This is a genomic window from Variovorax sp. GrIS 2.14, assembly GCF_046115955.1.
In the GTDB taxonomy this organism is placed as follows: domain Bacteria; phylum Pseudomonadota; class Gammaproteobacteria; order Burkholderiales; family Burkholderiaceae_C; genus Variovorax.
The window spans coordinates 37,695-63,561 of record NZ_JBJXIA010000009.1 but is presented as its reverse complement, the minus strand read 5'-3'; the positions used below and the strand labels follow the sequence as shown (position 1 = coordinate 63,561).

Annotated in this window: 26 protein-coding genes; 21 read left to right on the top strand and 5 right to left on the bottom strand. The window is 63.7% G+C overall.

Features of this window, described 5'->3' with window-relative positions; genetic code table 11:
* Positions 1–168 precede the first annotated feature (168 nt).
* From RCH10_RS15815 to RCH10_RS15805, 3 genes are all read left to right on the top strand, one after another.
* Positions 169–1,461 (top strand): MFS transporter, encoded by a 1,293-nt coding sequence (locus tag RCH10_RS15815; RefSeq protein ID WP_409053210.1) that lies wholly within the window; start codon positions 169–171, stop codon positions 1,459–1,461.
* 129 nt (positions 1,462–1,590) lie between these two features.
* Positions 1,591–2,529 carry a serine O-acetyltransferase EpsC gene (epsC, locus tag RCH10_RS15810; RefSeq protein ID WP_409053122.1) on the top strand — a complete coding sequence of 313 codons (939 nt, stop codon included), beginning with the start codon at positions 1,591–1,593 and terminating at the stop codon, positions 2,527–2,529.
* Positions 2,530–2,583: 54 nt separating this feature from the next.
* Entirely contained in the window at positions 2,584–3,141 is a 558-nt protein-coding gene (locus RCH10_RS15805; RefSeq protein WP_409053121.1) for a DsbA family protein, read from the top strand.
* 79 nt (positions 3,142–3,220) lie between these two features.
* Here the strand turns inward: RCH10_RS15805 and RCH10_RS15800 are convergent, their stop codons facing one another.
* The gene (locus RCH10_RS15800) at positions 3,221–4,204 is read right to left on the bottom strand and encodes a ketopantoate reductase family protein (RefSeq protein WP_409053120.1); all 984 of its coding nucleotides are present in this window, start codon (positions 4,202–4,204) and stop codon (positions 3,221–3,223) included.
* Positions 4,205–4,319: 115 nt separating this feature from the next.
* On the opposite strand from RCH10_RS15800, the gene RCH10_RS15795 reads away from it, so the two are divergent.
* Positions 4,320–4,874, top strand: a complete 555-nt coding sequence (locus RCH10_RS15795; RefSeq protein ID WP_409053119.1) for an NADPH-dependent FMN reductase — start codon at positions 4,320–4,322, stop codon at positions 4,872–4,874.
* Between the two features lie 42 nt (positions 4,875–4,916).
* Here RCH10_RS15795 and RCH10_RS15790 read toward each other — a convergent pair whose 3' ends face one another.
* Positions 4,917–5,546, bottom strand: coding sequence for an FMN-dependent NADH-azoreductase (locus tag RCH10_RS15790; RefSeq protein ID WP_409053118.1), 630 nt, complete (start codon positions 5,544–5,546; stop codon positions 4,917–4,919).
* Between the two features lie 148 nt (positions 5,547–5,694).
* Here RCH10_RS15790 and RCH10_RS15785 point away from each other — a divergent pair, with 148 nt between their 5' ends.
* The 8 genes from RCH10_RS15785 (at position 5,695) to RCH10_RS15750 (ending at position 12,395) form a co-directional block, all read left to right on the top strand.
* Positions 5,695–6,633, top strand: a complete 939-nt coding sequence (locus tag RCH10_RS15785; protein ID WP_409053117.1) for a LysR family transcriptional regulator — start codon at positions 5,695–5,697, stop codon at positions 6,631–6,633.
* Positions 6,634–6,756: 123 nt separating this feature from the next.
* A complete protein-coding gene (locus RCH10_RS15780) occupies positions 6,757–7,398 on the top strand; it encodes a peroxiredoxin (RefSeq protein ID WP_409053116.1) in 642 nt (213 codons plus the stop codon).
* A gap of 20 nt (positions 7,399–7,418) precedes the next feature.
* Positions 7,419–7,964, top strand: a complete 546-nt coding sequence (locus tag RCH10_RS15775) for an RBBP9/YdeN family alpha/beta hydrolase (protein ID WP_409053115.1) — start codon at positions 7,419–7,421, stop codon at positions 7,962–7,964.
* Positions 7,961–8,974, top strand: a complete 1,014-nt coding sequence (locus tag RCH10_RS15770; RefSeq protein WP_409053114.1) for a sulfate ABC transporter substrate-binding protein — start codon at positions 7,961–7,963, stop codon at positions 8,972–8,974. Before RCH10_RS15775 ends, RCH10_RS15770 begins: the two co-directional genes overlap by 4 nt.
* Positions 8,975–8,991: 17 nt before the next feature.
* The gene (cysT, locus tag RCH10_RS15765; RefSeq protein ID WP_409053209.1) at positions 8,992–9,861 is read left to right on the top strand and encodes a sulfate ABC transporter permease subunit CysT; all 870 of its coding nucleotides are present in this window, start codon (positions 8,992–8,994) and stop codon (positions 9,859–9,861) included.
* Positions 9,858–10,751, top strand: coding sequence for a sulfate ABC transporter permease subunit CysW (gene cysW / locus RCH10_RS15760; protein WP_187051809.1), 894 nt, complete (start codon positions 9,858–9,860; stop codon positions 10,749–10,751). The genes cysT and cysW overlap by 4 nt, the downstream gene beginning before the upstream one ends.
* Before the next feature lie 16 nt (positions 10,752–10,767).
* Positions 10,768–11,865, top strand: coding sequence for a sulfate/molybdate ABC transporter ATP-binding protein (locus RCH10_RS15755; RefSeq protein ID WP_409053113.1), 1,098 nt, complete (start codon positions 10,768–10,770; stop codon positions 11,863–11,865).
* Positions 11,862–12,395 carry a disulfide bond formation protein B gene (locus RCH10_RS15750; RefSeq protein WP_323501081.1) on the top strand — a complete coding sequence of 178 codons (534 nt, stop codon included), beginning with the start codon at positions 11,862–11,864 and terminating at the stop codon, positions 12,393–12,395. The genes RCH10_RS15755 and RCH10_RS15750 overlap by 4 nt, the downstream gene beginning before the upstream one ends.
* Here RCH10_RS15750 and RCH10_RS15745 read toward each other — a convergent pair.
* A complete protein-coding gene (locus RCH10_RS15745; RefSeq protein WP_409053112.1) occupies positions 12,365–13,057 on the bottom strand; it encodes a mobilization protein in 693 nt (230 codons plus the stop codon). The genes RCH10_RS15750 and RCH10_RS15745 overlap by 31 nt on opposite strands.
* Before the next feature lie 71 nt (positions 13,058–13,128).
* Positions 13,129–13,887 carry a hypothetical protein gene (locus RCH10_RS15740; RefSeq protein ID WP_409053111.1) on the bottom strand — a complete coding sequence of 253 codons (759 nt, stop codon included), beginning with the start codon at positions 13,885–13,887 and terminating at the stop codon, positions 13,129–13,131.
* A 94-nt stretch (positions 13,888–13,981) separates the two neighbouring features.
* On the opposite strand from RCH10_RS15740, the gene smc reads away from it, so the two are divergent.
* The 6 genes from smc (at position 13,982) to def (ending at position 22,241) form a co-directional block, all read left to right on the top strand.
* A complete protein-coding gene (smc, locus tag RCH10_RS15735; RefSeq protein ID WP_409053110.1) occupies positions 13,982–17,497 on the top strand; it encodes a chromosome segregation protein SMC in 3,516 nt (1,171 codons plus the stop codon).
* A 13-nt stretch (positions 17,498–17,510) separates the two neighbouring features.
* On the top strand, positions 17,511–18,608 hold the full coding sequence (locus tag RCH10_RS15730; protein WP_323495900.1) for a cell division protein ZipA C-terminal FtsZ-binding domain-containing protein: 1,098 nt from the start codon (positions 17,511–17,513) through the stop codon (positions 18,606–18,608).
* 38 nt (positions 18,609–18,646) lie between these two features.
* Positions 18,647–20,755: an NAD-dependent DNA ligase LigA gene (ligA, locus tag RCH10_RS15725; protein WP_409053109.1), complete on the top strand. Its 2,109-nt coding sequence runs from the start codon at positions 18,647–18,649 to the stop codon at positions 20,753–20,755.
* A gap of 165 nt (positions 20,756–20,920) precedes the next feature.
* A complete protein-coding gene (locus RCH10_RS15720; protein ID WP_323501076.1) occupies positions 20,921–21,184 on the top strand; it encodes a hypothetical protein in 264 nt (87 codons plus the stop codon).
* Between the two features lie 99 nt (positions 21,185–21,283).
* The gene (locus tag RCH10_RS15715; RefSeq protein WP_409053108.1) at positions 21,284–21,682 is read left to right on the top strand and encodes a hypothetical protein; all 399 of its coding nucleotides are present in this window, start codon (positions 21,284–21,286) and stop codon (positions 21,680–21,682) included.
* Between the two features lie 19 nt (positions 21,683–21,701).
* The gene (def, locus tag RCH10_RS15710) at positions 21,702–22,241 is read left to right on the top strand and encodes a peptide deformylase (protein ID WP_409053107.1); all 540 of its coding nucleotides are present in this window, start codon (positions 21,702–21,704) and stop codon (positions 22,239–22,241) included.
* A gap of 18 nt (positions 22,242–22,259) precedes the next feature.
* Here the strand turns inward: def and RCH10_RS15705 are convergent, their stop codons facing one another.
* Positions 22,260–22,664: a DoxX family protein gene (locus RCH10_RS15705; RefSeq protein WP_409053106.1), complete on the bottom strand. Its 405-nt coding sequence runs from the start codon at positions 22,662–22,664 to the stop codon at positions 22,260–22,262.
* 114 nt (positions 22,665–22,778) lie between these two features.
* On the opposite strand from RCH10_RS15705, the gene RCH10_RS15700 reads away from it, so the two are divergent.
* Genes RCH10_RS15700 through RCH10_RS15690 form a run of 3 tightly spaced genes read left to right on the top strand, consistent with a single transcriptional unit; the run spans position 22,779 to position 25,857 of the window.
* Positions 22,779–23,822, top strand: coding sequence for an amino acid ABC transporter substrate-binding protein (locus RCH10_RS15700; protein ID WP_323501073.1), 1,044 nt, complete (start codon positions 22,779–22,781; stop codon positions 23,820–23,822).
* A complete protein-coding gene (locus RCH10_RS15695) occupies positions 23,819–24,811 on the top strand; it encodes an amino acid ABC transporter permease (RefSeq protein WP_187051831.1) in 993 nt (330 codons plus the stop codon). The genes RCH10_RS15700 and RCH10_RS15695 overlap by 4 nt, the downstream gene beginning before the upstream one ends.
* The gene (locus RCH10_RS15690; RefSeq protein ID WP_409053105.1) at positions 24,808–25,857 is read left to right on the top strand and encodes an amino acid ABC transporter permease; all 1,050 of its coding nucleotides are present in this window, start codon (positions 24,808–24,810) and stop codon (positions 25,855–25,857) included. Before RCH10_RS15695 ends, RCH10_RS15690 begins: the two co-directional genes overlap by 4 nt.
* Positions 25,858–25,867: the final 10 nt, after the last annotated feature.

Genomic DNA, 25,867 nt, shown 5'->3' with positions numbered 1-25,867 from the left:
GAATCTACGCCGATCGGGCTATTCTTGGCATTGGACGTTTTGTCCTATGGCAACTTTCCCCAACCAGTGCGAACCTGTCGCATTCAAGCGAACGAAATCCATCCTTAAACACGAGCAAGAACGATGTCCAGCGTCAGTCAGCAACATAACGATCTTTCGCCACAGGGCATGGAGGAAGACACCCGCCGTGTGACGGCCAACCATTCGGGCATCGCGCCGAGCGAGATCGCGGTCGGAGTGATCATTGGTCGTGCTTCGGAATACTTCGACTTCTTTGTATACGGTATTGCTTCGGTTTTGGTTTTCCCGGCGGTCTTCTTTCCTTTTGCCCAGCGCCTCGAAGGCACGCTGTACTCGTTCGTAGTGTTCTCGTTCGCCTTCATTGCGCGGCCGATCGGAACCATGGCGTTCATGGTCATCCAGAAGCGTTATGGAAGGGGCATCAAGCTGACGGCTGCTTTGTTCCTGCTCGGTTTTTCGACGGCGGGGATGGCCTTCTTGCCAGGCTTCGTGAGCCTCGGTTTTACTTCCATCCTGCTGTTGTCGATTCTGCGGTTTTGCCAAGGCATGGCGTTGGGCGGTTCGTGGGACGGCCTGTCGTCCCTGTTGGCGCTTAACGCGCCGCGCAGCCGTCGCGGCTGGTACGCCATGATTCCGCAGCTCGGTGCGCCCATCGGTTTCATCATCGCCAGCGGACTGTTCCTGTTTTTGTATGCCAACCTTTCGGCGATGGACTTTCTGGATTACGGCTGGCGCTACCCGTTCTATGTGGCGTTTGCGATCAACGTCGTGGCACTCTTTGCCCGGCTGCGGCTCGTGGTGACCAACGAGTACGAGCATCTTTTGAAAGAGAACAAACTGGAGCCTGTGCCGGTCGGGGCGTTGTTGAAGGCGCGCGGTCCCAATCTTTTCATCGGCGCCTTCGCCGCGCTGGCGAGCTATGCGCTCTTCCACCTGGTGACCGTGTTTCCGCTTTCTTGGATGACGTTGTACTCGACCCAAACGGTCGAAGACGTGCTCAAGATCCAGATGTACGGCGCGGTGATCTGCGTTGCGGCTGTCGTCGTTTCCGGTTGGATCGCGGACCGTTACGGGCGCAGAAACACGCTCGGTACGCTCGCCATCCTCATCGGCGCACTCAGTCTGTTCGCGCCCTGGCTGCTCGGTGGCGGTCCGATGTTGCAAGACCTCTTCATCCTGATCGGCTTCGGGCTCCTCGGCTTGTCCTACGGCCAGGCGGCGGGCGCGGTCACGGCCAACTTCGAGGCGCAATACCGCTACACCGGCGCCGCGCTCACATCCGATCTCGCATGGCTTATCGGCGCGGCTTTCGCGCCGCTGGTTGCGCTCGGCTTGTCGGCGCGTTTTGGACTGGTCGCCGTCAGCGTGTACCTGCTGTCCGGTGCGATTTGTACGTTGATCGCGCTGCGGGTGAATCGCGCGCTCGAAATTCGGGACTGACAGGGACCTGATCCCGATGGGTCTGCCTCTCGTGGGCTCATTCGGCCCACGGCAGCGGGGGCCGGCCAATAGTGGGATGCTTTGCGCATTCAGAATCAACGTCCATCAAAACAGGTACGGGGGCAGCGTATGGCAGGGTTTCAGGTAGACGAGATCGTGAGCGGCCTGCATCAGGTGCGGCGCAATTGGCGTGAATCTCAAAAGCGATCGCAAGAGGGCGGTGAGCGCGAATTGCCGTCGCGCGACGTCATGGCCGAAGTGGTCGAGGCGCTCACGGGCGCGCTCTTTCCGATGCGGCTCGGCCCCACGGATCTTCGGCAGGAGAGCGAAGACTTCTACGTTGCCCACACGCTCGATGCCGCGTTGCATCAACTTCATGCACAGGCGACTCTCGAGTTGCGGCACACGCGGCGTCATTCAGCAGCCGAGTTGGCTGAATTGAGCGCCGATGCGCAAGAGCGGGTCCGCGCCTTCGCGGCCGAGTTGCCCGGCATTCGCAAGTTGCTCGACACCGACGTGATGGCGGCCTTTCATGGCGACCCGGCTGCGCGCAGCGTCGACGAGGTCCTGCTGTGCTATCCCGGCGTGCTGGCGATGATCCACTACCGCATGGCGCACCCGCTGTACAAGCTGGGCCTGACCTTGCTGGCACGCATCGTCGCCGAACGGGCGCATGCACAGACCGGGATCGACATTCACCCGGGCGCGCAGATCGGCGCCGGGTTTTTCATCGACCATGGGACGGGTGTCGTGATCGGCGAGACGGCCGTCATCGGCGAACGCGTGCGTCTTTATCAGGCGGTCACCTTGGGGGCCAAACGCTTTCCGACCGATGGCGCAGGGCATCTCAAGAAAGGCTTGCCACGGCATCCGGTGCTCGAGGACGAGGTCGTCATCTACGCCGGCGCGACCATCCTCGGGCGCGTGACGATCGGCAAGGGCGCGACCATCGGTGGCAACGTGTGGGTGACGCAAGACGTCCCACCGGGCTGCAGCTTGACGCAGGCGCAATCCCGAGAAGTTACGCGTGAACCGAACGTCGCGCCTCCCGGACTCGTCACGAGCTGAAACGAAATTTTCGGGGAGATGCGGCGTCGCGGGGGGAGGTTCACAATAACTTCCATGAACGCACACACCGCATCCACCAAGGCCAATCCTTTGTTGGCGCCAGACAGCGCCACCGACCACATTCATGGTTCGAAATCGGCTCGCGTCACGCTGGTCGAGTACGGAGATTTCGAGTGCCCTTCGTGCGGTCAGGCGCATGCCGCGCTGAAGATCATGCTGGCGCATTTCGGGCCGAACCTGCGTTTTGTCTACCGTCATTTTCCGCAGCGCGAGGTGCATTCCCATGCGGAGCTGGCGGCCGAAACGGCCGAAGCTGCCGGCGCACAGGGCAAGTTCTGGCAGATGCACGACCTGCTGTTCGCCCACCAGCAGCACCTCGATGAAAAGCACCTGCACCAGTACGCGAAAGAGTTGGAGCTCGACATACCCCGCTTCGAGAACGAGATGCGCGACCACGTCTACCTGCAGCGTGTTCAGGAGCAGGTGGCTGGTGCGGAGCGGCTGAACGTGCGCGCCACGCCGACTTTTTATGTGAACGGCGTTTTTACCGATGTGTCGTTCGGCCTGGAACATTTGCACCGGGCTATCGACAAGGCACTATCGGGGGCCTGAGCTGTGTCGCGTCATCACATTGGCAGGCCGGACCATTTGCCGGAGCTTCCTGGCCCTTGCTTCGACGCTGCTTCGTCGCTTACTTGGCGGCAGTGGCGGACACCGCAAGGCGACCGCGTTGCGCTTCGTAAGTCTTGAGGTGCACATAGGCCGTGCGCAAAGCGGACGGTGCTGAGACATCTGAATCAGGCCCTGTCCGCGCCCCAACCCTGCTCCCCGTGGCAGCGCGCCCAAGCAAGTCCCCCACGATGTGATCGGCCTCGATCGCGGCGCCGCGCACGATGTCCTTGTACATCGACGCGGTGATGGACGACCCGGCCGCCGTGACCATCGTGCGGCCCCGTTCAATGGCGCCGGCGCGTGGCGCGAAGCCGTTGTGCGCCGCGATGGCGCTGCACTCTTCGAACAACGCCAGCGCCACATCCTGGCCGCCCGCACTCACGATGTCGCCAATGGGTGCACGCATCGAACTCGTGAGGCTCGCCACCGTCGCGATAAAGATCCACTTCTCCCACATCTCCTGCAGGATGTCGGGCGTGGCACGGGCATCGAACTTCGCACCGGCAAACTGCGCTGCGATGGCGTCGACCCTTGTCGATGGTGTGCCGTCGCGCTCGCCGAACGCCAGCACTTGCAGGTCGGCAAGATGCAGCACAGCGCCTTCGTCGTCGAGCGTTGCCGAGATCATGCAAAGGCCGCCAAGCACTCTCTCATCGCCGAAGCGCGATGCCAGCGCATCGATGTGGCGCATGCCGTTGAGCAGCGGCAGGATGACCGTGTCGGGGCCGACCGCGGGCGCGAAAGATTCCATCGTCTCGGCCAGGTCGTAAGCCTTGCAGCCGACGATGACGACGTCGTACGGCGCGTTGATCTCGTTGGCGAGAACATGCGGCGGATTCGGCAGAAGCAGGTTGCCCATGCCGCTTCGAATGACCAATCCGGTCTTCTCTATTTGCGTCGCGCGGCGCGGTCGCAGCAAAAAGGTGACGTCGCGACCCGCCTCGAGCAATCGGCCGCCGAAATAACCGCCGAGTGCGCCGGCACCCACTACGAGAAAACGCATTTGCACTGCTCCAGAATCAGACCATGACGCGGCCAGTGAAGTGGCCCTGAAAGCGATCGATGATGCGCGCTTCGGTTAATGTTTGCGACTCGTCCAACCAAACTCTGGAGATCCCATGAGCCAAACCAAAATCGGTGTCGTCATCGGCAGTCTGCGCAAGGATTCGATGAACCGCAAGCTGGCACTGGCGCTTGCGCACCTTGCCCCTTCCGACTTCACGCTGGAGCATTTGCGCATCGACGATCTGCCGCTCTACAACCAGGACGACGACGGCAACCAAGCCGCGTCGGTGAAGCGGTTGAAGACCGAGATTGCGGCCACGCAAGGGCTGCTCTTCATCACGCCCGAGTACAACCGCTCGATCCCCGGTGTCCTGAAGAACGCGCTGGATCACGCATCGCGACCCTATGGCCAGAGTGCGTGGGGGGGCAAACCGGCGGCCGTGATCGGCATTGCCGGCGGCGCCATCGGGACCGCGCTGGCGCAGCAGCATCTGCGCAATGTGCTGGCCTATCTCGACGTGCCGACATTGGGCCAGCCCGAGGCGTTCATCCAGATGAAAGACGGCATGTTCGACGACAAGGGCCACATCGGCATCGAGTCGACCGAGAAGTTCTTGCAGAACTGGATGGACAAGTTCGCGGCTTGGGTCAAGACGCACAACGGTTGAAGCCACGCGCCGGCGAACTGAGACGCCGGCGCGCCGGAGCGCTCAGGCCGCCAGGGCTTCGCCTTGGACAGCTTCTTCGATCTGCTTTTGCGCTGTCGCGATGGCCGCGGCCTTCACCGCATCGCCCATCGCCAGCCCTTCGGCCCGAACGAACTTGACGTCGGTGATGCCGAAGAAACCGAAGATCGCCTTGAGGTAAGACTCCTGGTGCTCCAAGGCTTGACCGCCTTCGGTCGTCGAATACACGCCGCCGCGCGAGATCAGCACGAAGACCTTCTTGCCGCCGGCAAGACCGACAGGGCCTTTTTCGCCGTACTTGAAAGTGCGGCCTGGTTGTGCAAGGCGGTCGATCCACGCCTTGAGCTGGGTCGGCACCGTGAAGTTGTAGAGCGGCACGCCAATGACGATGACATCGGATGCCAGAAACTGGCTCACCAGCTTTTCTGACACTGCGTTTTCGCGTGCCTGCGCTTCGGTCGGCTGCGCTTGCACGCCAATCTTGCTGCCAAGCGCGTCGGCGTTGAAATGATTGGGGGTGTCGACGGCCAGGTCGAGATAGTCGACGGTGGTGTCTGGGTGGGACTTGCGGAATTCAGCGACCGTTTCGGCGCTGAGCTGGCGCGACACGGAGCCGGTGCCCAGGATGCTGGAGTCGATGTGGAGCAGTTTCATGGTCAATCCTTGGTGCGCGATGGTGAGTCGCGTTGTTGTTCAGTCCGCCGACACGGTTTGATCGGCAAGAGCAGAATTCTATTTTTGAGTCGATTGATTGATAAGTAGCCAAAAATGGCTTATATCGTTCTGAAAACAGGACGATGAAATGCAAGACCTCAACGACATGGTGTTCTTTGCCGAAGTGGCCGAGCGCGGTGGTTTCGCAGCGGCCAGCCGGGCGCTCGGCGTGCCCAAGTCGCGCCTCTCGCGACGGGTCGCCGATCTCGAAGCGCAGCTCGGCGTTCAACTGATGCAGCGCAGCACCCGCAGCCTCTCGCTCACGCCCGCGGGAGAGGTGTATTTACGGCACTGTGCTGCCATGCGTGACGCCGCACAGGCCGCAGCCGAAGCGGTTGCGCAGGTGCAAACCGAGCCGCGAGGCACCGTGCGCATCAGCTGTCCGGTGACCATGGCGCACAGCACCGTCGGCCCGTTGTTGCCGGAATTCTTGAAGCGATATCCGGCGGTTCGCATCGAACTTCGCGTGCTGAATCGGCCTGTCGATCTGGTCGAAGAAGGCGTCGACGTTGCTTTGCGCGTGCGACCCACCATCGAAGACAGCACAACGCTGGTCGCCAAATCCTTCGGCGTCAGCCGCGGCTTGCTGGTCGCCACGCCCGCGCTTTTGGCGCAGCAAGGTCCAGTGCGCGTGCCGGCCGACCTGAGCCGCCTCGATACCGTGGCGATGTCGGCGGGCGAAGGTCGGGCGCACTGGCATCTGGAAGGACCGAAGGGTGCGGTGTACGACCACTCGCATTCGCCCCGCTATCTGGCTGACGACCTGGCCACGCTGCAGTTCGCGGTGCTCGACGGTGTCGGCGCGTCCGTGTTGCCCGACTACATGTGCCGCGCGGCTGTGGTATCGGGTCGCCTCATCGAGGTGCTGCCCGGATGGGGCCCAGCGCCTGCGATCTCGCACGCCGTGTTTCCGGCGCGCCGGGCGTTGGTACCGGCGATTCGGGCGCTGATCGACTTTTTGGCCGAAAACATCAATGGTGACGAGCCGCGTGCTCTTTTCGGACATGAACTCATGCGTCTACCTTGACCAGTGCAGCTGCCCTTATGCGAAAAACACCATAAACAAACAAGTAGACAGTCGTTTGTCGAGGGGTCAAAGCTCCGGACAATCGTTGGCTAACCGCTGAATCCAGCACCCCAAGGAGCGACCATGGCAACTTTGCGACTCGGCGACACCGCCCCCAATTTCACGCAAGACTCCAGCGAAGGCCCGATCGATTTCTATGAGTGGGCCGGCAATTCATGGGTCGTGCTGTTCTCGCATCCTGCGGACTTCACGCCGGTGTGCACGACCGAACTTGGCAAGACCGCGGCGCTCGCCACCGAGTTCGCCAAGCGTGGCGTCAAGCCGATCGCCTTGAGTGTCGACCCTGTCGGCAAGCACAAGGAATGGATCGCCGACATCAACGAGACGCAGAACACGACCGTCAACTTTCCGATACTGGCCGACGCCGATCGCAAGGTGTCCGACCTGTACGACATGATCCATCCGAACGCATCGGCCACGGCCACCGTGCGCAGCGTGTTCATCATCGACCCCAAGCACCTGGTGCGCACCACCTTCACTTACCCCGCCAGCACCGGACGCAACTTCGACGAGATCTTGCGCGTCATCGATTCGCTGCAGCTCACCGATGGCTACAAGGTCGCGACGCCGGTGAACTGGAAAGACGGCGACGACGTGGTCATCATCCCGAGCATCCAAGACCCGGCCGAAATCGCAGAGCGCTTTCCGAAGGGTTTCAAGGCGGTCAGGCCTTATCTGCGGCTCACGCCTCAGCCGAACAAATAAACCGCGGCGCACTCTCACGCGTGAAGCAGCCTCGCATCGTTATCGTTCCTGGCTGGCGCGACTCCGGCGCAGGTCATTGGCAGACGCTGTGGCAAGAGCGCATGCCGGGCGCCCAGCGCGTCGTACCGGACGATTGGGTTTCGCCAACGCGCGCAGCCTGGGTCGGTGCTCTGACCAAGCTCGTGCTCGAGGGTGACGAGCCGGTGGTGATTGCAGCGCACAGCCTCGGTTGCATCGCGGTGGCGCACCTGCCGGCTGAAGCCGCCGCGAAGGTGCAGGGCGCTCTGCTGGTGGCGCCGGCCGACCCGGAACGCCGCGCCGTACTGCATGACTTCGCACCGGTGCCGTATGCGACCTTGCCGTATCGCAGCATCGTGGTGGCGAGCAGCAACGATCCTTTTTGTCCGGTGCGACTGGCTGGCGCGTATGCCCGCGCATGGGGTAGCGAATTCGTCCGGATGCAGAATGCGGGCCATATCAACAGCGACTCCGGGCACGGGCCCTGGGCGCTCGGCCTGGCACTCTTCCAGTCGTTGTATTCAGAAGAACTTTTGGCAATCTCATGACTTTCAGATTCAAGACCTTTGTCGCGACTTTCGCGCTCGCTTCTTCGGTGCTGGCCGCACCGGCCTTTGCCCAGAGCACCACCTTGCTCAACGCTTCTTACGACGTGGCGCGCGAGTTCTACAAGGACTACAACGCGGCCTTCGTCGCGCATTACAAAAAGGTCACCGGCAAGGACGTGAAGATCGACCAGTCGCACGGCGGCTCGAGCGCACAGGCCCGCAGCGTGGCCGATGGCCTCGACGCCGATGTGGTCACGATGAACACCAGCACCGACATCGACTTTCTGGCCGGTGTCGGCGTGGTCGCCAAGGACTGGCCGAAGAAGTTTCCGGACAACGCGTCGCCGACCACGTCGACCATGCTGATCCTGGTGCGCAAAGGCAACCCGAAGGGCATCAAGGACTGGGACGACCTGATCAAGCCGGGCATGCAGGTGGTCATCGTCAACCCCAAAACCGGCGGCAACGGGCGCTATGCCTACCTCGCGGCTTGGGGCTATGTGAAGAAGAAGGGCGGCACCGACGCGCAAGCGGCCGAGTTCGTCGGCAAGCTGTTCAAGAACACTCCGGTGCTGGCCCGCGGTGGCCGCGATGCGACCACCGCTTTCCTGCAGCGCAACATCGGCGACGCGCTCATCACCTTCGAATCGGAGGTGATCTCCATCGACCGCGAGTTCGGTGCCGGCAAGGTCGATTCGGTATATCCCTCGATCAGCATCGTGGCCGAGAACCCGGTCGCTATCGTCGAGCGCACGACGGCCAAGAAAGGCACCGGCGAACTTGCCAAGGCCTACCTCGACTGGCTGTACTCCGACGAGGCGCAGGAGATCGCTGCCAAGCATGCGTTGCGCCCGCGCTCGCAAGCCGTGCTGAAGAAGTACGCCGACACCTTCAAGCCGTTGCAGCTGTTCACGGTGCAGGAACTCTTCGGCAGCCTCGGCGACGCACAGAAAGTGCACTTCAACGACGGCGGCCAGTTCGACAAGCTCTACACGCCCGGCAGCAAGTGACCGCCGTGTCTCCAGCGTTGCCATCTGCGGCAACGCCCCTCGCGCCAGTGACGGCTCGGGGCACTTCCAGAAAGGTGCTGCCGGGCTTTAATTTGACGCTCGGCTACACCGTGATGTATCTCAGCATCATCGTGCTGATCCCGCTGTCGGCACTGGTCTTCAAGACCTTCACGCTCACCTGGGACCAGTTCTGGGTGGCGGTCACTGCGCCGCGCGTCATGGCGTCGTATCGCCTGACTTTCGGTGCGTCGCTGATCGCCGCGCTGGTCAATCTTGTGTTCGGCCTGCTCGTGGCGTGGGTGCTGGTGCGCTACAAGTTTCCGGGCAAGCGAATCGTCGATGCGCTGGTCGACTTGCCCTTCGCACTGCCTACCGCGGTGGCTGGTATTTCGCTGACCGCCTTGCTGGCGGGCAACGGATGGGTCGGACAGTTCCTCGAACCGCACGGCATCAAGCTGGCCTTCACGCCCGCGGGCATCGTGATCGCGCTGATCTTCATCGGCTTGCCTTTCGTGGTGCGCACCGTGCAACCGGTGCTCGAAGACACCGAGAAAGAACTCGAAGAAGCCGCGTCATCGCTGGGTGCAACGCGCCTGCAAACCTTCATGCGGGTGATCCTGCCAGCCATCATGCCGGCGCTGCTCACCGGCTTTGCGATGGCGTTCGCCCGCGCCATCGGCGAGTACGGTTCGGTCATCTTCATCGCCGGCAACATGCCGATGATCTCGGAGATCACCCCGCTCATCATCATCGGCAAGCTGGAGCAATACGACTACGCGGGGGCAACCGCGGTCGCGTTGGTAATGCTGGTGTTGTCGTTCTTGTTGTTGCTGGTCATCAATGGCTTGCAGACGTGGCAGCGCAGGCGCGCCGGAGCGCCGTTGTGAGCGCGCCGGCCAAGGTGATTCGCAGGGCGCAGGCCGGCACGACCGAGTCGCCATGGGTCAAGTGGACATTGATCGCCATTGCGCTGGCGTTCATGTTTCTCTTCCTGGTGTTGCCGCTGGCCGCCGTCGCCACCGAAGCGTTGCGCAAAGGCTTCGGCGCGTATCTCGAAGCGTTGAAAGAGCCCGACGCGTGGAGCGCGATCGAGCTGACGCTCATCGTGGCGGCCATCACGGTGCCGCTGAATCTCGTCTTCGGGGTGGCCGCAGCCTGGGCCATCGCCAAGTTCGAGTTCCGCGGCAAGTCGTTGCTGACGACGCTGGTCGACCTGCCGTTCGCGGTGTCACCGGTCGTTGCGGGGCTGATCTACGTGCTGGTGTTCGGAGCGCAGGGCTGGTTCGGGCCATGGCTGCAAGCGCACGACATCAAGATCATCTTCGCGGTGCCTGGCATCGTGCTGGCGACAGTGTTCGTGACCTTCCCGTTCATCGCGCGCGAACTCGTGCCGCTGATGCAGGCTCAAGGCACCGACGAAGAGCAGGCGGCCATCGTGCTCGGCGCGACCGGCTGGCAGACCTTCTGGCGCGTGACGCTGCCCAACATCAAGTGGGGCCTGCTGTACGGCGTGATCCTCTGCAACGCGCGCGCCATGGGCGAATTCGGCGCGGTGTCGGTGGTTTCGGGCCACATCCGCGGGCAGACCAATACGATGCCGCTGCATGTCGAAGTGCTCTACAACGAGTACCAGTCGGTGGCGGCTTTCGCCGTCGCATCGCTGCTGGCCATCCTCGCGCTGGTCACGCTGGTCATCAAGACGGTGATCGAATGGCGGCACGAGCGCGAGATGAAGGCCATTGCCGAGTTGCCGCCCGAGCGGCCCGCAGCAGGCTGACAAAAAAGAGAAACGTATGAGTATTGAAATCCGCGACATCAGCAAGCGATTCGGTGAATTCCAGGCGCTGCGAAACGTCAACCTCGACGTCGAATCGGGGGAGCTGGTCGCGCTGCTCGGCCCGTCGGGCTGCGGCAAGACCACGTTGTTGCGCATCATCGCGGGCCTGGAAACGGCCGACGCCGGCAGCATCCTCTTTTCAGGCGAAGACACCACCGACGTGCATGTGCGCGAGCGGCAGGTCGGCTTCGTGTTCCAGCATTACGCGCTGTTCCGTCACATGACGGTCTTCGAGAACGTGGCCTTCGGATTGCGCGTCAAGCCGCGCAGCACGCGCCCCGCCGAAGCCAAGATCAAGGAGAAGGTGATGGACCTTCTCAAGCTGGTGCAGCTCGATTGGCTGGCCGACCGCTATCCGTCGCAGTTGTCGGGCGGCCAGCGCCAGCGTATCGCGCTGGCCCGTGCGCTCGCGGTCGAACCCAAGGTGCTGCTGCTCGACGAACCCTTCGGCGCGCTCGACGCCAAGGTGCGCAAGGAGTTGCGGCGCTGGCTGCGCCGCCTGCACGACGAGCTGCACGTGACCAGCATTTTCGTGACGCACGATCAGGAGGAAGCGCTCGAAGTGGCCGATCGCGTGGTGGTCATCAACAAAGGGCAGATCGAGCAGGTCGGCTCGCCGCAGGATGTTTGGGACAAGCCCGCGAGCCCGTTCGTCTACGGCTTTCTCGGTGACGTCAATCTGTTCCATGGCCGCGCCGACCACGGCGAAGTTCAGCTCGACGGCATGCGCTTCGATGCGCCCGAACACAGTGGCGCCCGCGATGCCAAGGCCCTGGCGTATGTCCGGCCGCATGACCTGAGCGTCGCGCGCTACACGCCGGGTGCCGCTGGGATCGTCGCGACGTTGACGCGAGCCATCGTCGTCGGACCGACCGCGCGGCTGGAACTTGAACCCGTCGGATCGAATCCAGACAATCCGGGCTCCGGAACCATCATCGAAGCGCAACTTCCTGCGCAGCAGTTCCGGGACTTGGGTTTGCACGAGGGCGACACGGTCGTCGCCACGCCGCGCAAGGCCAAGGTGTTCGTTGAAGAAGAGTGGGTTTCCCCTTGATCGATTGGTACTTCGGCGCACCGCGCCGCGCCTATGCGCTGATTTGCCTGGCCTGCGTTGCGATGCTGGCCTTCGGCCTGTACCTGCAGCACGTGGTCGGCCTCGAGCCGTGCCCGATGTGCATCGTGCAGCGATACGCGCTGGTGCTGGTGGCGTTGTTCTCGGCGCTGGCGGCCGCGACGAACAAGAAGGGCGTGCAGGTCGCCGGCGGCCTGTTGATGCTGCTGTCTGCGCTGGCCGGTGGCTACACCGCGGCGCAACAGAGCTGGTTGCAGTGGTATCCGCCCGAAGTGGTTTCTTGCGGCCGCGACTTCTACGGAATGATCGAGACCTTTCCGCTGAAGCGCGCACTGCCGATGATCTTTCGCGGCGGTGGCGATTGCTCGCAGATCGACTGGACCTTTCTGAAGCTGTCGATCGCCAACTGGTCGTTCATCGCATTCGTGGGCTTCACGGTGCTTGCCCTGATATTGCTGGCCCGCCGCGGCGGGCCGCGTGCTTACAGCGGCAGGGTGTCGAAGGCGGCGTAAGCCGTCGCAAGCCACGCCTTCACGCGCTGGCGTTCCAGCAGGCCCAGCGCGTGCGGGCCTTCGCGGTCGTTGACCGCTTTCCAGAAGCTGCTGTTCTGCGCGTCGATTTTGCGCATGCTCGCATCGTGCAGGCGCGGCATCGCGATGACCAGCGCGTTGTGTCGCTGGGCCTTCGACAGCGACTGCGACGCCAGCAACATCCCGAAGTCGCTGCCGCGGCCGTAGTTCTGCACCACGATGTAGTTGGGGCGGTCGCCGAAGGTGTCGATCAGCGTGCCGAGCAGGTCGGTCGAGTCCTTGCCGTCGTCCAGCACATGCCAAAAGTTGACGGTCACGCCGATGTCCTTGAAGACATCGAAAAGCGCCGATTCCTTGATCCAGCGTGACAGCGGTGCCAGCGTCTGCGCAGCCAGGTCGACGATCACGTTTTGCTGGGGATTGTGCTCAAAGCCGTTGACGACTGTGTCGAGCCCTTCGAAGCTGTCGACCACCACCGGCGACGCAAAGCCTTCGTAGAAACGGGTGAAGGAACTGTGCGAACGGTCGGTGTCGAAGCCGACGAAGGGACGGCTGTGGTCGATGAAGTACTGCGCGAGCACCCGTGCCGTGACCGACTTGCCGACGCCGCCTTTTTCGCCGCCGATGAAATTGATCGAGCTCATGGGTGTGCCTGGAAAAGTTGGGGTTAGGGGGTGGAGCAAGGCTTTATTTTAGAGGCCGAAGCGACATGGCTTCAGGGCTTGGCCATCGCAAAGAATGGCCCGAGGCTGCCGAGAATCCAGTTCTGGCTGAAGTCGAGCGCGGCACGTCGGTACTTCTCGTCGGCCTGCGCCGCCATCAGGTCGAGTCGCGCCGTCACCTTGGAGAGCTCACGGTCGGCCACCAGGTTGCGACCACGCTCGCTGATCTCGGTGGCAAGCAGCAACGGCTGGCCGTCCGGACCGGTCTTCGAGCCGAGTAACCACAGCGAAATTTCGATGTTGCGGGCTGCCCGGTAGGCGTTCTCGGCATTGACGCCATCGATCATCGTTTGTTCCCAGGTGTCGCCGTTGGCCTGCTTCAACATGGAGGCCCAGCCAATCACCAACGCCGCCACCCGGTCGCCCGTGTAAGGCTGCGGCGTGGTCTCGAAGCCGAGCCGGATCGCGTCGATGCCTCTTGCGCCTTTCAACTCAGGCAACGGCTTGTCCTGCATCACCGCGTCCCATGTGCGCTGGATGGCGTCGTCGGCGCTCGGCGCCCATTTGCGCCACTCGCGCGGGTTGCGACGGTACAGGCTGAGTTGCACGCGACGGATCGATTGCAGGTTGTCGCGCAGCGCCAGGTTGGCGACGCGATTGGCGCCGGTCTGCATCCACTCCTGTCCGCCGTACGGCTCGGCGCGCTGGGTCGAATTGAAGCTGCTGCAACCGGCCAGAACCAGCGACAACGCCGTGACGGCCAGCATCGCGGGGCGACGCGCTGAAAGGGGTGTCTTTGGGAGTTCTCTCATGGGTGCGCACGTTATCATCGACCTTCCGGGTAGCAGCGCGCAACCTCGCGTTTTTCCTTACAAATCAACACCTTGGCACCCAGGCCAACACGTCGTGCGTCTCAATTCAATCAAGCTTTCAGGCTTCAAGTCGTTCGCCGAACCCACCAACTTTTTGCTGCCAGGCCAACTCGTGGGCGTCGTCGGCCCCAACGGCTGCGGCAAGTCGAACATCATGGATGCGGTGCGCTGGGTGCTCGGCGAATCGCGTGCGTCGGAGTTGCGCGGCGAATCGATGCAGGACGTGATTTTCAACGGCACCACGACCCGCAAGCAGGCCAGCCGTTCGAGCGTCGAGCTGGTGTTCGACAACGCCGACCATCGCGCCGGCGGCCAGTGGGCACAGTTCACAGAGATCGCGGTCAAGCGCGTGCTCACCCGTGACGGCACCAGCAGCTACTACATCAACAACCAGCCGGTGCGCCGGCGCGACGTGCAGGACGTGTTCCTCGGTACCGGGCTCGGACCGCGTGCCTACGCCATCATCGGCCAGGGCACGATCAGCCGGATCATCGAGTCGAAACCCGAAGAGTTGCGCCTGTTCCTCGAAGAAGCTGCCGGTGTGTCGAAGTACAAGGAGCGCCGCCGCGAGACCGAGAACCGCCTGGGCGACACCCGAGAAAACCTGACTCGCGTCGAAGACATCCTGCGCGAACTCAATGCCAATCTCGAGCGCCTCGAAAAGCAGGCAGAGGTCGCGGCGCGCTACAACCAGCTGCAGGGCGATGCCACCCGAAAGCAACATCAGCTGTGGTTTTTGAAGCGAACCGAAAGCGAAGCGGACCAGGCCAAGGTCAAGGCCGACGCCGCAAAGGCAGTGAACGATCTCGAGTCGCGCATGGCCGACTTGCGGCACATCGAGGCCGAACTCGAAACCGTTCGGCAAGCGCACTATGCGGCCGGCGACCAGGTCAACCAGGCGCAGGGCAAGCTCTACGAAGCAAGCGGCGAAGTCGGCCGGCTCGAAGGGGAAATCCGCTTCGTTGTCGAAGGCCGCCAGCGTGTCGAGCAGCGGCTCGTTCAACTGCGCGAACAGATCGGGCAATGGGGCACGCGCCGCGCCGATGCGGCGGCCGAAATAGAAACGCTGGCCGACCAGGGTGTGGCGGCCGAGGAGCAGGCCATCACGCTGGCGGCGCAACTGGAAGACCACGACACGCGCCTGCCGGAGCTTGAAGAGGCACAGCAGCGTGCACAGGCCGAAGCCAACGCCCAGCGCGCCACGGTCGTGCAGGTGCAGCAGCAGATTCAGGTGCTGGCCGCCGACCAGCGCAACATCGAAGACCAGTCCCGCCAACTGACGCTGCGCAGCGAAAAACTGCGCACCGACAAGAACGCGCTCGCAGCGCCCGATGATGCAAAGCTGGGCGATTTGCAAGCACAACACGAGAGCGCACAAGAAGCCGCGACCGAAGCCGATGCTCGCTTGCAGGATCTGCAGGACAGCGTACCGCAGCTCGACGACGACCGCCGCACGCGGCAGCAAGCCGTCAACACCGAGGGCGCGCGCCAAGCCGATCTTTCGGCGCGCCTTGAAGCGTTGCGCGCACTGCAGGAGAAGGTCAAGACCGATGGCAAGCTCGCGCCGTGGCTCGCCAAGCACGGCCTCGACGGCATGCAGGGCTTGTGGAGTCGCATCCACATCGAACAGGGTTGGGAAAACGCGCTCGAATCCGCGTTGCGCGAGCGCATGGGCGCGCTCGAAGTCAGCCGGCTCGACATGGTTCGCGCGTTCGGTGCCGATGCGCCGCCGGCCAAGCTGGCCTTCTACAGCCCGCCGTCGGCCGGCGTGCCGCAAGGGCAGGGCACGTTGCCCCGATTGTCCGAGCTGCTGCGCCTCAACGATGCAGGATTGCAGGCCTTGCTGGTCGAATGGCTGCACGGTTGCTACACCGCGCAGAGCTTCGAAGAAGCGCTCGCCTTGCGCGAAAAGCTGCAGCCCGGCGACGTGGTCTACGTGAAGAGCGGCCATTCCGTTTCGCTGCACAGCGTCAGCTTTTATGCGCAGGATTCGGAGCAGGCCGGCTTGCTCGCGCGCCAGCAGGAGATCGAGAACCTGGAGCGGCAGTTGCGCGCCCAGACGCTCATCAACGAAGACGCACGCACCGCTTTGGTCCGGGCCGAAGCCGCCTATGCCGACGCCGCTTCCCGACTGGTCACCGCGCGCCGCGAAGCCGCCGAGACGCAATCGCGCGCGCACGAGCTTCAGGTCGAAACGCTGCGCCTGTCGCAACTTGCCGAGCAGACCCGTGCGCGCAGCGAGCAGTTGGCAACCGACCTCGGCGAAGTCGATGCGCAACTCGATGAACTGCAGGAGAAGCGCGTGACGGCCGAGTCGCGCTTCGAGGAACTCGACATGCAGCTGGCCGACAGCCAGGAGCGGCATGCGCAACTCGACGAGTACGTAATAGAGGCGGGCAGGGCGCTCACCGCTGCGCGGGAGCAGCACCGCAGCCTGGAGCGCCAGGCACAAGAAGCCACGTTCTCGCAGCGCACGCTCGAAGCGCGGCGCGGCGAACTCAATCGCGCGATCGAAACGGCTGCGCAGCAGAACGTCGCGCTGGCCGACGAAGAAGAGCGCGCCAGGGCCGAGTTCGGCCGGCTCTCCGATGCGGCGGCGCAGGCCGGCCTGCAGGACGCGCTGTCGCTCAAGCTGGAACGCGAGACATCCCTCGGCGCCACGCGCAGCCAGTACGACGACCTCACGCTCAGGCTGCGCGCCAGCGACGAACGGCGCCTGACGCTCGAACGCGAGCTCGATCCGCTGCGTCAACGCATCACCGAATTCCAGCTGAAGGAACAGGCGGCGCGCCTCGGCTCCGAGCAATATCAGCAGCTGTTGGCCGATGCCGAAGCCGACCTCGATGCCATCGCGCTGTCGATCGAAACCGACAAGGTGCGCATCCCCGGCATGCAGGCCGAAATCGATCGGCTGCATCGCGAAGTCGCTGCCCTCGGCGCGGTCAATCTGGCAGCACTCGACGAGCTGGCGACGGCCAGCGAGCGCAAGATTTTTCTCGATGCGCAATCGGCCGACCTGAACGAAGCCATCGGCACGCTCGAAGATGCGATCCGAAAGATCGATGGCGAGACGCGTGAACTGCTCGGCGGTACGTTCAAGATCGTCAACGAGCACTTCGGCCGCATGTTCCCCGAGCTGTTTGGCGGCGGCAACGCGCGCCTCGTGATGACCGGCGACGAGATTCTGGATGCGGGCGTGCAGGTGCTGGCGCAGCCGCCAGGCAAGAAGAACCAGACCATCCATTTGTTGTCTGGCGGCGAGAAAGCGCTGACAGCGATCGCGCTGGTTTTCGCGATCTTCCAGCTCAACCCGGCGCCGTTCTGCCTTCTGGACGAAGTCGATGCACCGCTCGACGACGCCAACACCGAGCGCTATGCCAAACTCGTTACCGCCATGAGCCGCGAGACCCAGTTCCTTTTCATCAGCCACAACAAGATCGCCATGGAAATGGCCGAGCAACTGATCGGGGTGACCATGCAGGAGCAGGGCGTGTCGCGCATCGTGGCAGTCGATATGGACGCTGCGGTGTCCATGGTCGAAGCGGCTTGAAAGCGAACAGACTATGAGCAGTCTCACGATCGCGCTGGCGATTCTCGGCGGTTTGTTTCTCGCGGCCGTCATCGGCTACGACGCTTGGATGTCGCGCCGCAATTCTCCGAGGCAACCCGACAACGTCGATGGCGAGCCGTACCGCGCGACGATGCCGGCGTCGCTTTCGCCGGAAGACCCGGTGCGCTATGTCGAACCGCATCAGGTGCCGGGCAACGAGCGGCACGAGCCGTTGTTCGACCCCGATCTACCAGCGCCGGCCGCGTTACCGATTCCATCGGCGGACCGCCGCGGAGGGCTCGATCCGCTGATCGACGTCATCGCGCCGGTGTCGCTCGATGGGCTGGCGTCCGGCGATGCCGCTATTGCCGCGATGCCATCGACACGCCGTGCCGGCAGCAAGCCGGTCGCGGTCGAGGGCCTCAACGAACACACCGGCGAATGGGAGCTGCCGGCGCCGGGCCAGCGCTACGGCGCTTTCCAGGTCGGCGTGCAATTGGCCAACCGCACTGGGGCGCTGAACGAGATCGAGTATTCGGAGTTCGTCGTCAAGGCGCAGGCTTTCGCCGACGCGCTCAACGGCGCACCGGAATTTCCGGAAATGCTCGACGAGGTGGCGCGCGCTCGCGAACTCGACCAGTTCGCCAGCGCGCACGACGCCCAACTCGGCTTCGTGCTGCGTGCGCTGCATGCTGCGTGGAGCCCCGGCTACGTGCAGCAGAACGCGGCGCGGCTCGGTTTCGTTGCCGGCATGATTCCAGGGCGCATGGTGTTGCCGACGTCGGAAGTCGGCTTGCCGCCGATCCTCGGCCTGTCTTTCGACACGCAGGCCGCCCTGGCCGACGACCCGGCGCAGTCGGCCATTCGCGAACTGACACTGAGCCTCGACGTGCCCCAGGTCGACCGCGGCGAGCGTCCCTTCGAACGCATGCGGGAAGCTGCAGCGACGCTGGCGCGCGAGATGGACGGTGTGGTCACCGATGGCGATGGCCAGCTGCTGCGCGACGACACGATGGACGTGATCGGCGCCGACCTCGAGCAGCTGTACGACACGCTCGAATCGCGCGACTTGGCGGCCGGCACGCCGTTAGCACGCAGGCTGTTCAGCTAAGCCCACGGACTTTTTCGAACGACTCCCGGAGACATACGATGACGAAGCGCGATCAGGCCGCAAAGGAGGCCGAACGCGACCCCGCAAATCAAGCGGCAGCGCTGACTGAAAAGCTGCGCCATCATGCGCACCTGTACTACGTGCTGGATGCGCCCGAGCTGCCCGACGCCGAGTACGACAAGCTGTTCCAGCGGCTGCAAGCGATCGAAGCCGAACATCCCGAGCTCCGAGCGCCCGATTCGCCAACGCAGCGCGTGGGCGGCAAGGTGCTCGAAGGCTTCGTCAAGGTCCGCCACAGCGTGCCGATGCTGTCGATTCGCACCGAGACCGACATCACCTCGACCGGCGCCAACGCTTTCGACGCGCGCGTGCGGCGCGAACTCGGCCTGGCCGAAGACGCGGCGCAGATCGCTTATGTGTGCGAGCTCAAGTTCGACGGCCTGGCCATCAACCTGCGCTACGAACACGGCGTGCTGGTGCAGGCCGCGACGCGCGGCGACGGCGAAGTGGGCGAAGAGGTCACGCAGAACATCCGCACGGTTCAGCAGATTCCTCTGAGGCTTGCCGGCGAGGCGCCCCCGCCACCGGTGGTCGAAGTGCGCGGCGAGGTCTACATGAAGCGCGCCGATTTCGACGCGCTGAACGAGCGCCAGCGCGGGAAGATCGCGGCCGGTCAGAAGAACGAAAAAGTGTTCGTCAATCCGCGCAACGCCGCGGCCGGGGCGGTGCGGCAACTCGATCCCGCCATCGCAGCCGCCCGGCCGTTGAGCTTCTTCGCGTACGGCCTGGGTGAGGTTTCGCCACCCGAACTAGGCGGCCCCGATTGCCCGACGCAATTCGACTGGCTGCAGCAGTTTCATTCGTGGGGATTTCCGGTCGCGACGCAGACGACGCGTGCCAGCGGTGCCGTCGAACTCATCGCGTTTCACGAGAACATCGGGCGGCAGCGCGATGCCTTGCCATACGACATCGACGGTGTGGTCTACAAGGTCGACAGCGTCGAGCTCCAGCGGCGGCTGGGCTTCGTATCGCGCGAGCCGCGCTGGGCCGTGGCGCATAAGTACCCGGCACAGGAGCAGTTGACGACGGTGCAGGCGATCGAGATCCAGGTCGGGCGCACCGGCAAGCTCACGCCGGTCGCCAAGCTGGCGCCGGTGTTCGTCGGCGGCGTCACGGTAACCAATGCCACGCTGCACAACGAAGACGAAACGCGGCGCAAGGATGTGCGTGTCGGCGACACGGTGATCGTGCGCCGCGCGGGCGATGTGATTCCGGAAGTCGTGGGACTGGCGCCCGACAGCGCTGCTTTGCCGGACGACCAACGCGGCCCTGTCTTCACCATGCCGCACAAGTGCCCGATCTGCGGCTCCGACGCGGTGCGCGAAGAGGACGAAGTGGACTACCGCTGCACCGGCGGCTTGTTCTGCGCAGCCCAGCGCAAGGAAGCGATATTGCACTTCGCGGCCCGCCGCGCGGTCGAGGTCGAAGGCTTGGGCGACAAGCTGGTCGAGCAGTTGGTCGACGCCAACCTCATCCGTACCTTGCCCGATCTGTACAAGCTCGGTTTCACCACGCTGGTCGGGCTCGATCGCATGGCGGAAAAGTCGGCCAGGAACATCGTCGATGCGCTCGAAAAATCGAAAGAGACGACCTTGCCGCGCTTTTTGTTCGGGCTGGGTGTGCGGCACGTCGGCGAGAGCACCGCGAAGGATCTGGCCAAGCACTTCGGCAAGCTCGACTCGATCATGGACGCCACCGAAGCTGAGCTGCTCGAAGTGAACGATGTCGGCCCGGTGGTCGCGAAAAGTTTGCGAACGTTTTTCGACCAACCGCACAACCGCGAAGTGGTCGAGCAGCTTCGCGCTTGTGGCCTGACCTGGAAAGAGGGCGAGCCCGCGCCGCGCATTGCGCTGCCGCTCGCTGGCAAGACTTTTGTCATCACCGGAACACTGCCGACCCTGAGCCGCGACGAGGCCAAGGACCTGCTGGAGACGGCAGGCGCCAAAGTGGCGGGCTCGGTGAGCAAGAAAACCGACTATGTCGTCGCTGGCGAAGAGGCGGGGAGCAAGCTTGAAAAGGCGCATACGCTCGGTGTCGCGGTGATCGACGAAGCGGCGATGCTCGCGCTGTTGACAAGCGCGGCATGACGTTGGCGTTCGAATGACGCGGATGTGAGGGGCGTGGATGTGAGGGCCGCGGATGTGAGAGCGCGGATGTTACGGCTGCTTTACGCAGCGTTACCCAGCTTCACAAAACTCGGGTCAACAACCGCGCAGCGCTCGCGTTGGATGATTCTGAACAGGAGAACCCTCATGAAATATCTGCGTTCGATCGCCATGGCTGCTACAGCCGGCACCATGTTGCTTCTCACCGGCTGCGTGGTCGCGCCTCCGGGCTATCCCGGCTACCAGGGCTACAACGAATACGGGCAGGCGGTTTATGCCCAGCCGGGCCCCGTGGTCGTTCCAGCGCCGGCCATATCTATCGGCATCGGGGGCTACTATCGTGGCGGCGGCTACGACCGTGGTTACTACGGCGGCCGAGGCGGGTACTACGGTCATGGCGGCTGGCGCTGACGTCCCGTTTGGTTGATCGCACATGCGAGCATCCGCTGATAGCGTATGCACAGCCTCACGAAGCACTGTCGCCACCGTCTGGTGCATGAGGAATTCCTGATGAGAACAAGTGTTCGTATTGCAGCTGCCTGGGCTGCGGGTATCGCGGGCGCACTGGCTTTGAGCGGTTGTGCGGTCGCACCGGCCGGCTCCGTGGTGTACACCGACGTGGGCTACCCGGCCTATTCCGCTCCGTACTACGCCGACCCATTTGTCGTCGCGCCGCCGGTGTATCTGGGCCTCTATGGCAACTACGGATATTCCGGCTATTACGGCGGTCGCGGCTACTACGGTGGGCGTCCGGGGTACTGGAACCGTCCCGGCGCGTATGGCCGACCGGGGTATGGTCCAAGGCCAGGCTTCACGCCGCGTCCAGGCTTCGCACCCCGACCCGGTTACGGTGGTGGTGGCCGGCCGGGCTATGGCGGCGGGCGCGGCGGCGGCGGCTTCAGGCGCTGAGCCTCGCGATAATCTCCGCATGGCCACACACGAAATTTTGAAGATGGGCGACCCCCGTTTGCTGCGCATCGCGCTACGGGTGGACGCATTCGATACCGACGAGTTGCACCTGTTGGTGCGCGACATGTTCGAGACCATGCACTCGGTGAGTGGCGCCGGCCTGGCCGCGCCGCAGATTGGCGTCGATCAGCAGCTGGTGATCTTCGGTACCGACGCTGTCAATCCACGCTACCCGGACGCATCGATCGTGCCGCGCACCGTCCTTGTGAACCCCGTCATCACGCCGCTCGGCGATGAAGAAGAAGAGGGTTGGGAGGGCTGCCTTTCGGTGCCGGGCTTGCGCGGCGTGGTGCCGCGCTTCGCCCACATTCGTTACACCGGGTTCGATCCGTACGGCGACCCGATCGACCGCACGGTGAGCGGCTTTCATGCGAGGGTCGTGCAGCACGAGGTCGACCATTTGCTCGGCAAGCTGTACCCGATGCGCGTGCGCGACTTTTCTCGCTTCGGCTTCACCGAGGTTCTGTTTCCAGGCCTCGATGCAAGCGAAGACGACTGACTGTGCCAGCGCAGGAGACTAGTTGAAACGGCCGGTGCGGCCGCCGAGGCTCAAGCCGCCTGCGCCCAGAAAACCGACCGCTACCGCCGCCGCCAGGAACATGCCTTGCAACTCGAGTTGCCAGCCGCCTTGCTTGCTCAGCGCGCTCAGGTCGCCCATGTGCACCAGGTAGATGGCGAACAACATGTTGAGTGCAATGATCCAGGCGGCGGGTCGTGTGAAGAACCCGATGATGATGAGCGCCGGTGCAATGACTTCGCCAATGTAGACGCCATAAGCCAGCAACGGCGGCAAGCCGTGTGACGACAGCTGGCTCGAGACGAAACCGACGCCCCCTTTCAGTTTGGCGATGCCATGCAGCAGGATGAGGATCCCAAGGGCAAGGCGGAGGATCAGTTTGCCGGTGTCATCGCTTCGGGTCATTGGGTTTCTCCGTTATCAGGTTGAGGTGCGAGGATGTTAATGAACTGTGGGGCGCATCCTGCGTACACTGCCAAAAATCGTTCTACGCACTTTTAGGCACTGAATCACAACACCATGAAAAGCATTCGTCCGACGCTCGTACCGGCTGCCGCTGCAGCCCTTTCCATCCTTGCGCTTGGCGCTTCGGTGTCGGCTTTTGCCGGCAAGACGCTCGATGCGGTCAAGCAGCGCGGCACCGTCAAATGCGGCGTCACCAACGGCGTCGCCGGTTTCTCCGCACCGGACACGCAAGGCAACTGGTCGGGCCTCGACGTCGACAGCTGCCGCGCCATTGCGGCGGCGGTGCTGGGTGATCCCAAGAAGGTCGACTTCGTGCCGCTCAATTCGCAGCAGCGCTTTTCCGCCCTGCAGGCCGGCGAGGTCGACATCCTGGCGCGCAATACGACATGGAACCTGACGCGCGATGCCTCGCTCGGCTTCAACTTCACGACGATCAATTACTACGACGGGCAGGGCTTCCTGGTGCCGAAGAAGATCAAGGTGACGAGCGCCAAGCAACTCAAGGGGGCGACCATCTGCACGCAGTCGGGCACCACCAACGAGAAGAACGTGTCGGACTGGTTCAAGGCGCAGAACATCCCGATCAAGACCGTCGTGTTCGAAAGCTTCGAGGCCTCGTTCAAGGCCTTCTTCGCAGGCCGTTGCCAGGCCTTCACGACCGATGCCTCGGCCCTTGCCGGCCTGCGAAACAAGGAGGCGCCCAATGCCGACGACTACCTGATCCTTCCCGAGTTGATCTCCAAGGAACCGCTCGCGCCACTGGTGCGCCGTGGCGACGACGAGTGGTTCGCCATCGCCAAGTGGGTGCCCAACGCGCTCATCGAGGCGGAGGAGGTCGGCATCACGCAGGCCAACATCGACACGCTCAAGACAGACAGCAAAGACCCGGCGCAGCAACGGCTGCTCGGCACCAGCGACGACCTCGGCAAGCTGCTCGGGCTCGACAAGGACTGGTCGTACCGCGCCATCAAGGCGGTCGGCAATTACGGTGAAATCTTCGAACGCAACGTCGGACCCAAGTCGGTGCTGAAGCTGCCGCGCGGCGTCAACAACCTGTGGAGCAAGGGCGGCCTGATGTACGCCCCTCCTGTCCGGTGAAGGGGGCGGCGTCCGGCCGCTGGATCGCCTGGGTCGTTCAGGCCCTGCTGCTCGCCGCCATCGCGGGCGGTGCCGTCTGGCTGGTGTTGCATGCGCTGGGCGTTTTGCGCGCGCGCGGCGTGCAGTCGGGCTTCGATTTTTTGCTTGACCCAGCCGGCTTCGGCATCGGTGAGGGCTGGCTCGATTTCGAGGCGGGGCAACCATACTGGCGCGCTTTTCTGGCGGGACTGATCAACACGCTGCGCGCCGCGGTGCCGGCCTCGATCCTGGCCGTCGTGTTCGGCACGTTGATCGGCATCGGCCGGCTCGCGCCGCACGTGCTGGTGCGCGGCATCTGCGGCGCGTACGTGCAGACGCTGCGCAACATCCCGCTTCTCGTGCAGATGCTGATGCTGTACTTCGCACTCACGCAGCTGCTGCCCGATTCGACCGAAGCCATCGAGCTGGTGCGCGGCGTGTGGCTCAGCAAGGACGGCCTGACGATCCCGTGGCCGGTGCGCGAGGCCGGCGCCTGGTGGCCGTCGCATTTCGACTGGCCCGAGCGCAGCAGTTTCAACGTGACTGGCGGTGCGGCACTTAGCCCGGAATACCTCACGGTGGTGATCGGGCTCGCGGCGTACACGGCCGCGTTCGTCGCGGAGATCGTGCGGGCCGGCATCGGTTCGGTCTCACAAGGTCAGAAGCTCGCTGCGCAGGCGCTCGGCCTCACGCCGCTGCAGCAACTGCGCATCGTCGTACTGCCGCAAGCGCTGCGGGTGATCGTGCCGTCGCTCACAAACCAATTGCTGAGCCTCACGAAGAACTCGTCGCTGGCGGTGGCGGTCGGCTATCCGGAGCTGATGTCGATCGCCAACACATCCTTCAACTCGACCGGCCGCACTTTCGAATGCATCGCCATCATCATGGCGGTCTACCTGGCGTTGTCGTTGTCGATCTCGGGCGCGATGAATTTTTACAATGCGCGGGTTGCGTTGCGGGGGTGGCAATGAACGACCGGATCGCCTGGCGCAGCGAACTGTTCGGCTCGCCGGTGCGAAGCGTGTTCACGGTCGTGCTGCTGGCGTTGTTCGCATGGGTCGGCGTATACGTGTTCGACTGGGCCGTGTTGCACGCGGTGTTCCGACCCGACGCCGAGGCCTGTCGAGCGGCCGGCCATCACGGTGCCTGCTGGGGCGTGATCGCCGAAAAATGGCGCCCCATTCTGTTCGGCCGCTATCCGTACGAAGACCAATGGCGTCCCGCTGTCGCCGTTGCCGTGCTGACCACGACGACGCTGCTGAGTGCCTGGCCGCGCAGCTGGCGCGTCTGGCTGCTGCCGCTGTGGGTCGTCACGCTGGTGGTTTTCGTGGTGCTGATGCGCGGTGGCTGGCTCGGCCTTGTCTACGTGCCGACCAGCCGTTGGGGTGGCCTTCCGCTCACCATCAGCCTGGCGGTGGTCAGTCTGGCGCTGGCCTTTCCGCTGGCGTTGCTGCTGGCTTTGGGGCGCCGCTCCAAATGGCCTGTGGTGCGCACCTTGAGCGCTACCTATATCGAGCTGGTGCGCGGCGTGCCGTTGATCTCGGTGTTGTTCATGGCGTCGTTTTTGCTGCCGCTGCTGTGGCCTTCGGGATGGCAGCCCGACGTGCTGGTGCGCGTGCTGGCTGGCCTGGCGTTGTTCGTCGCCGCCTACCTGGCGGAGATCATCCGTGGCGGACTGCAGGCGGTGCCGCGCGGGCAGACCGACGTGGCGATGGCGCTGGGCTTCGGCCGCTGGCCGGTGCAGCGCGACATCATCCTGCCGCAAGCGCTGCGACTGGTCGTTCCTGCCCTGACCAACAGCGTGGTCGGCACGTTGAAAGACACCTCGCTCGTGACCATCGTCGGCTTGTTCGAACTGACCGGCGCGCTGGGCCTGGCGCTCGGCGGTGATACCACCTGGCGGCCGTTCTACCTCGAAGGCTACCTGTTCCTTGCCGCGGTCTACTGGGTGCTGTGCTTCAGCCTGTCGCGCTACAGCGCGTGGCTGGAACGCCGGCTGTCAACGGGGCGCGACTGACGCGCCAGGC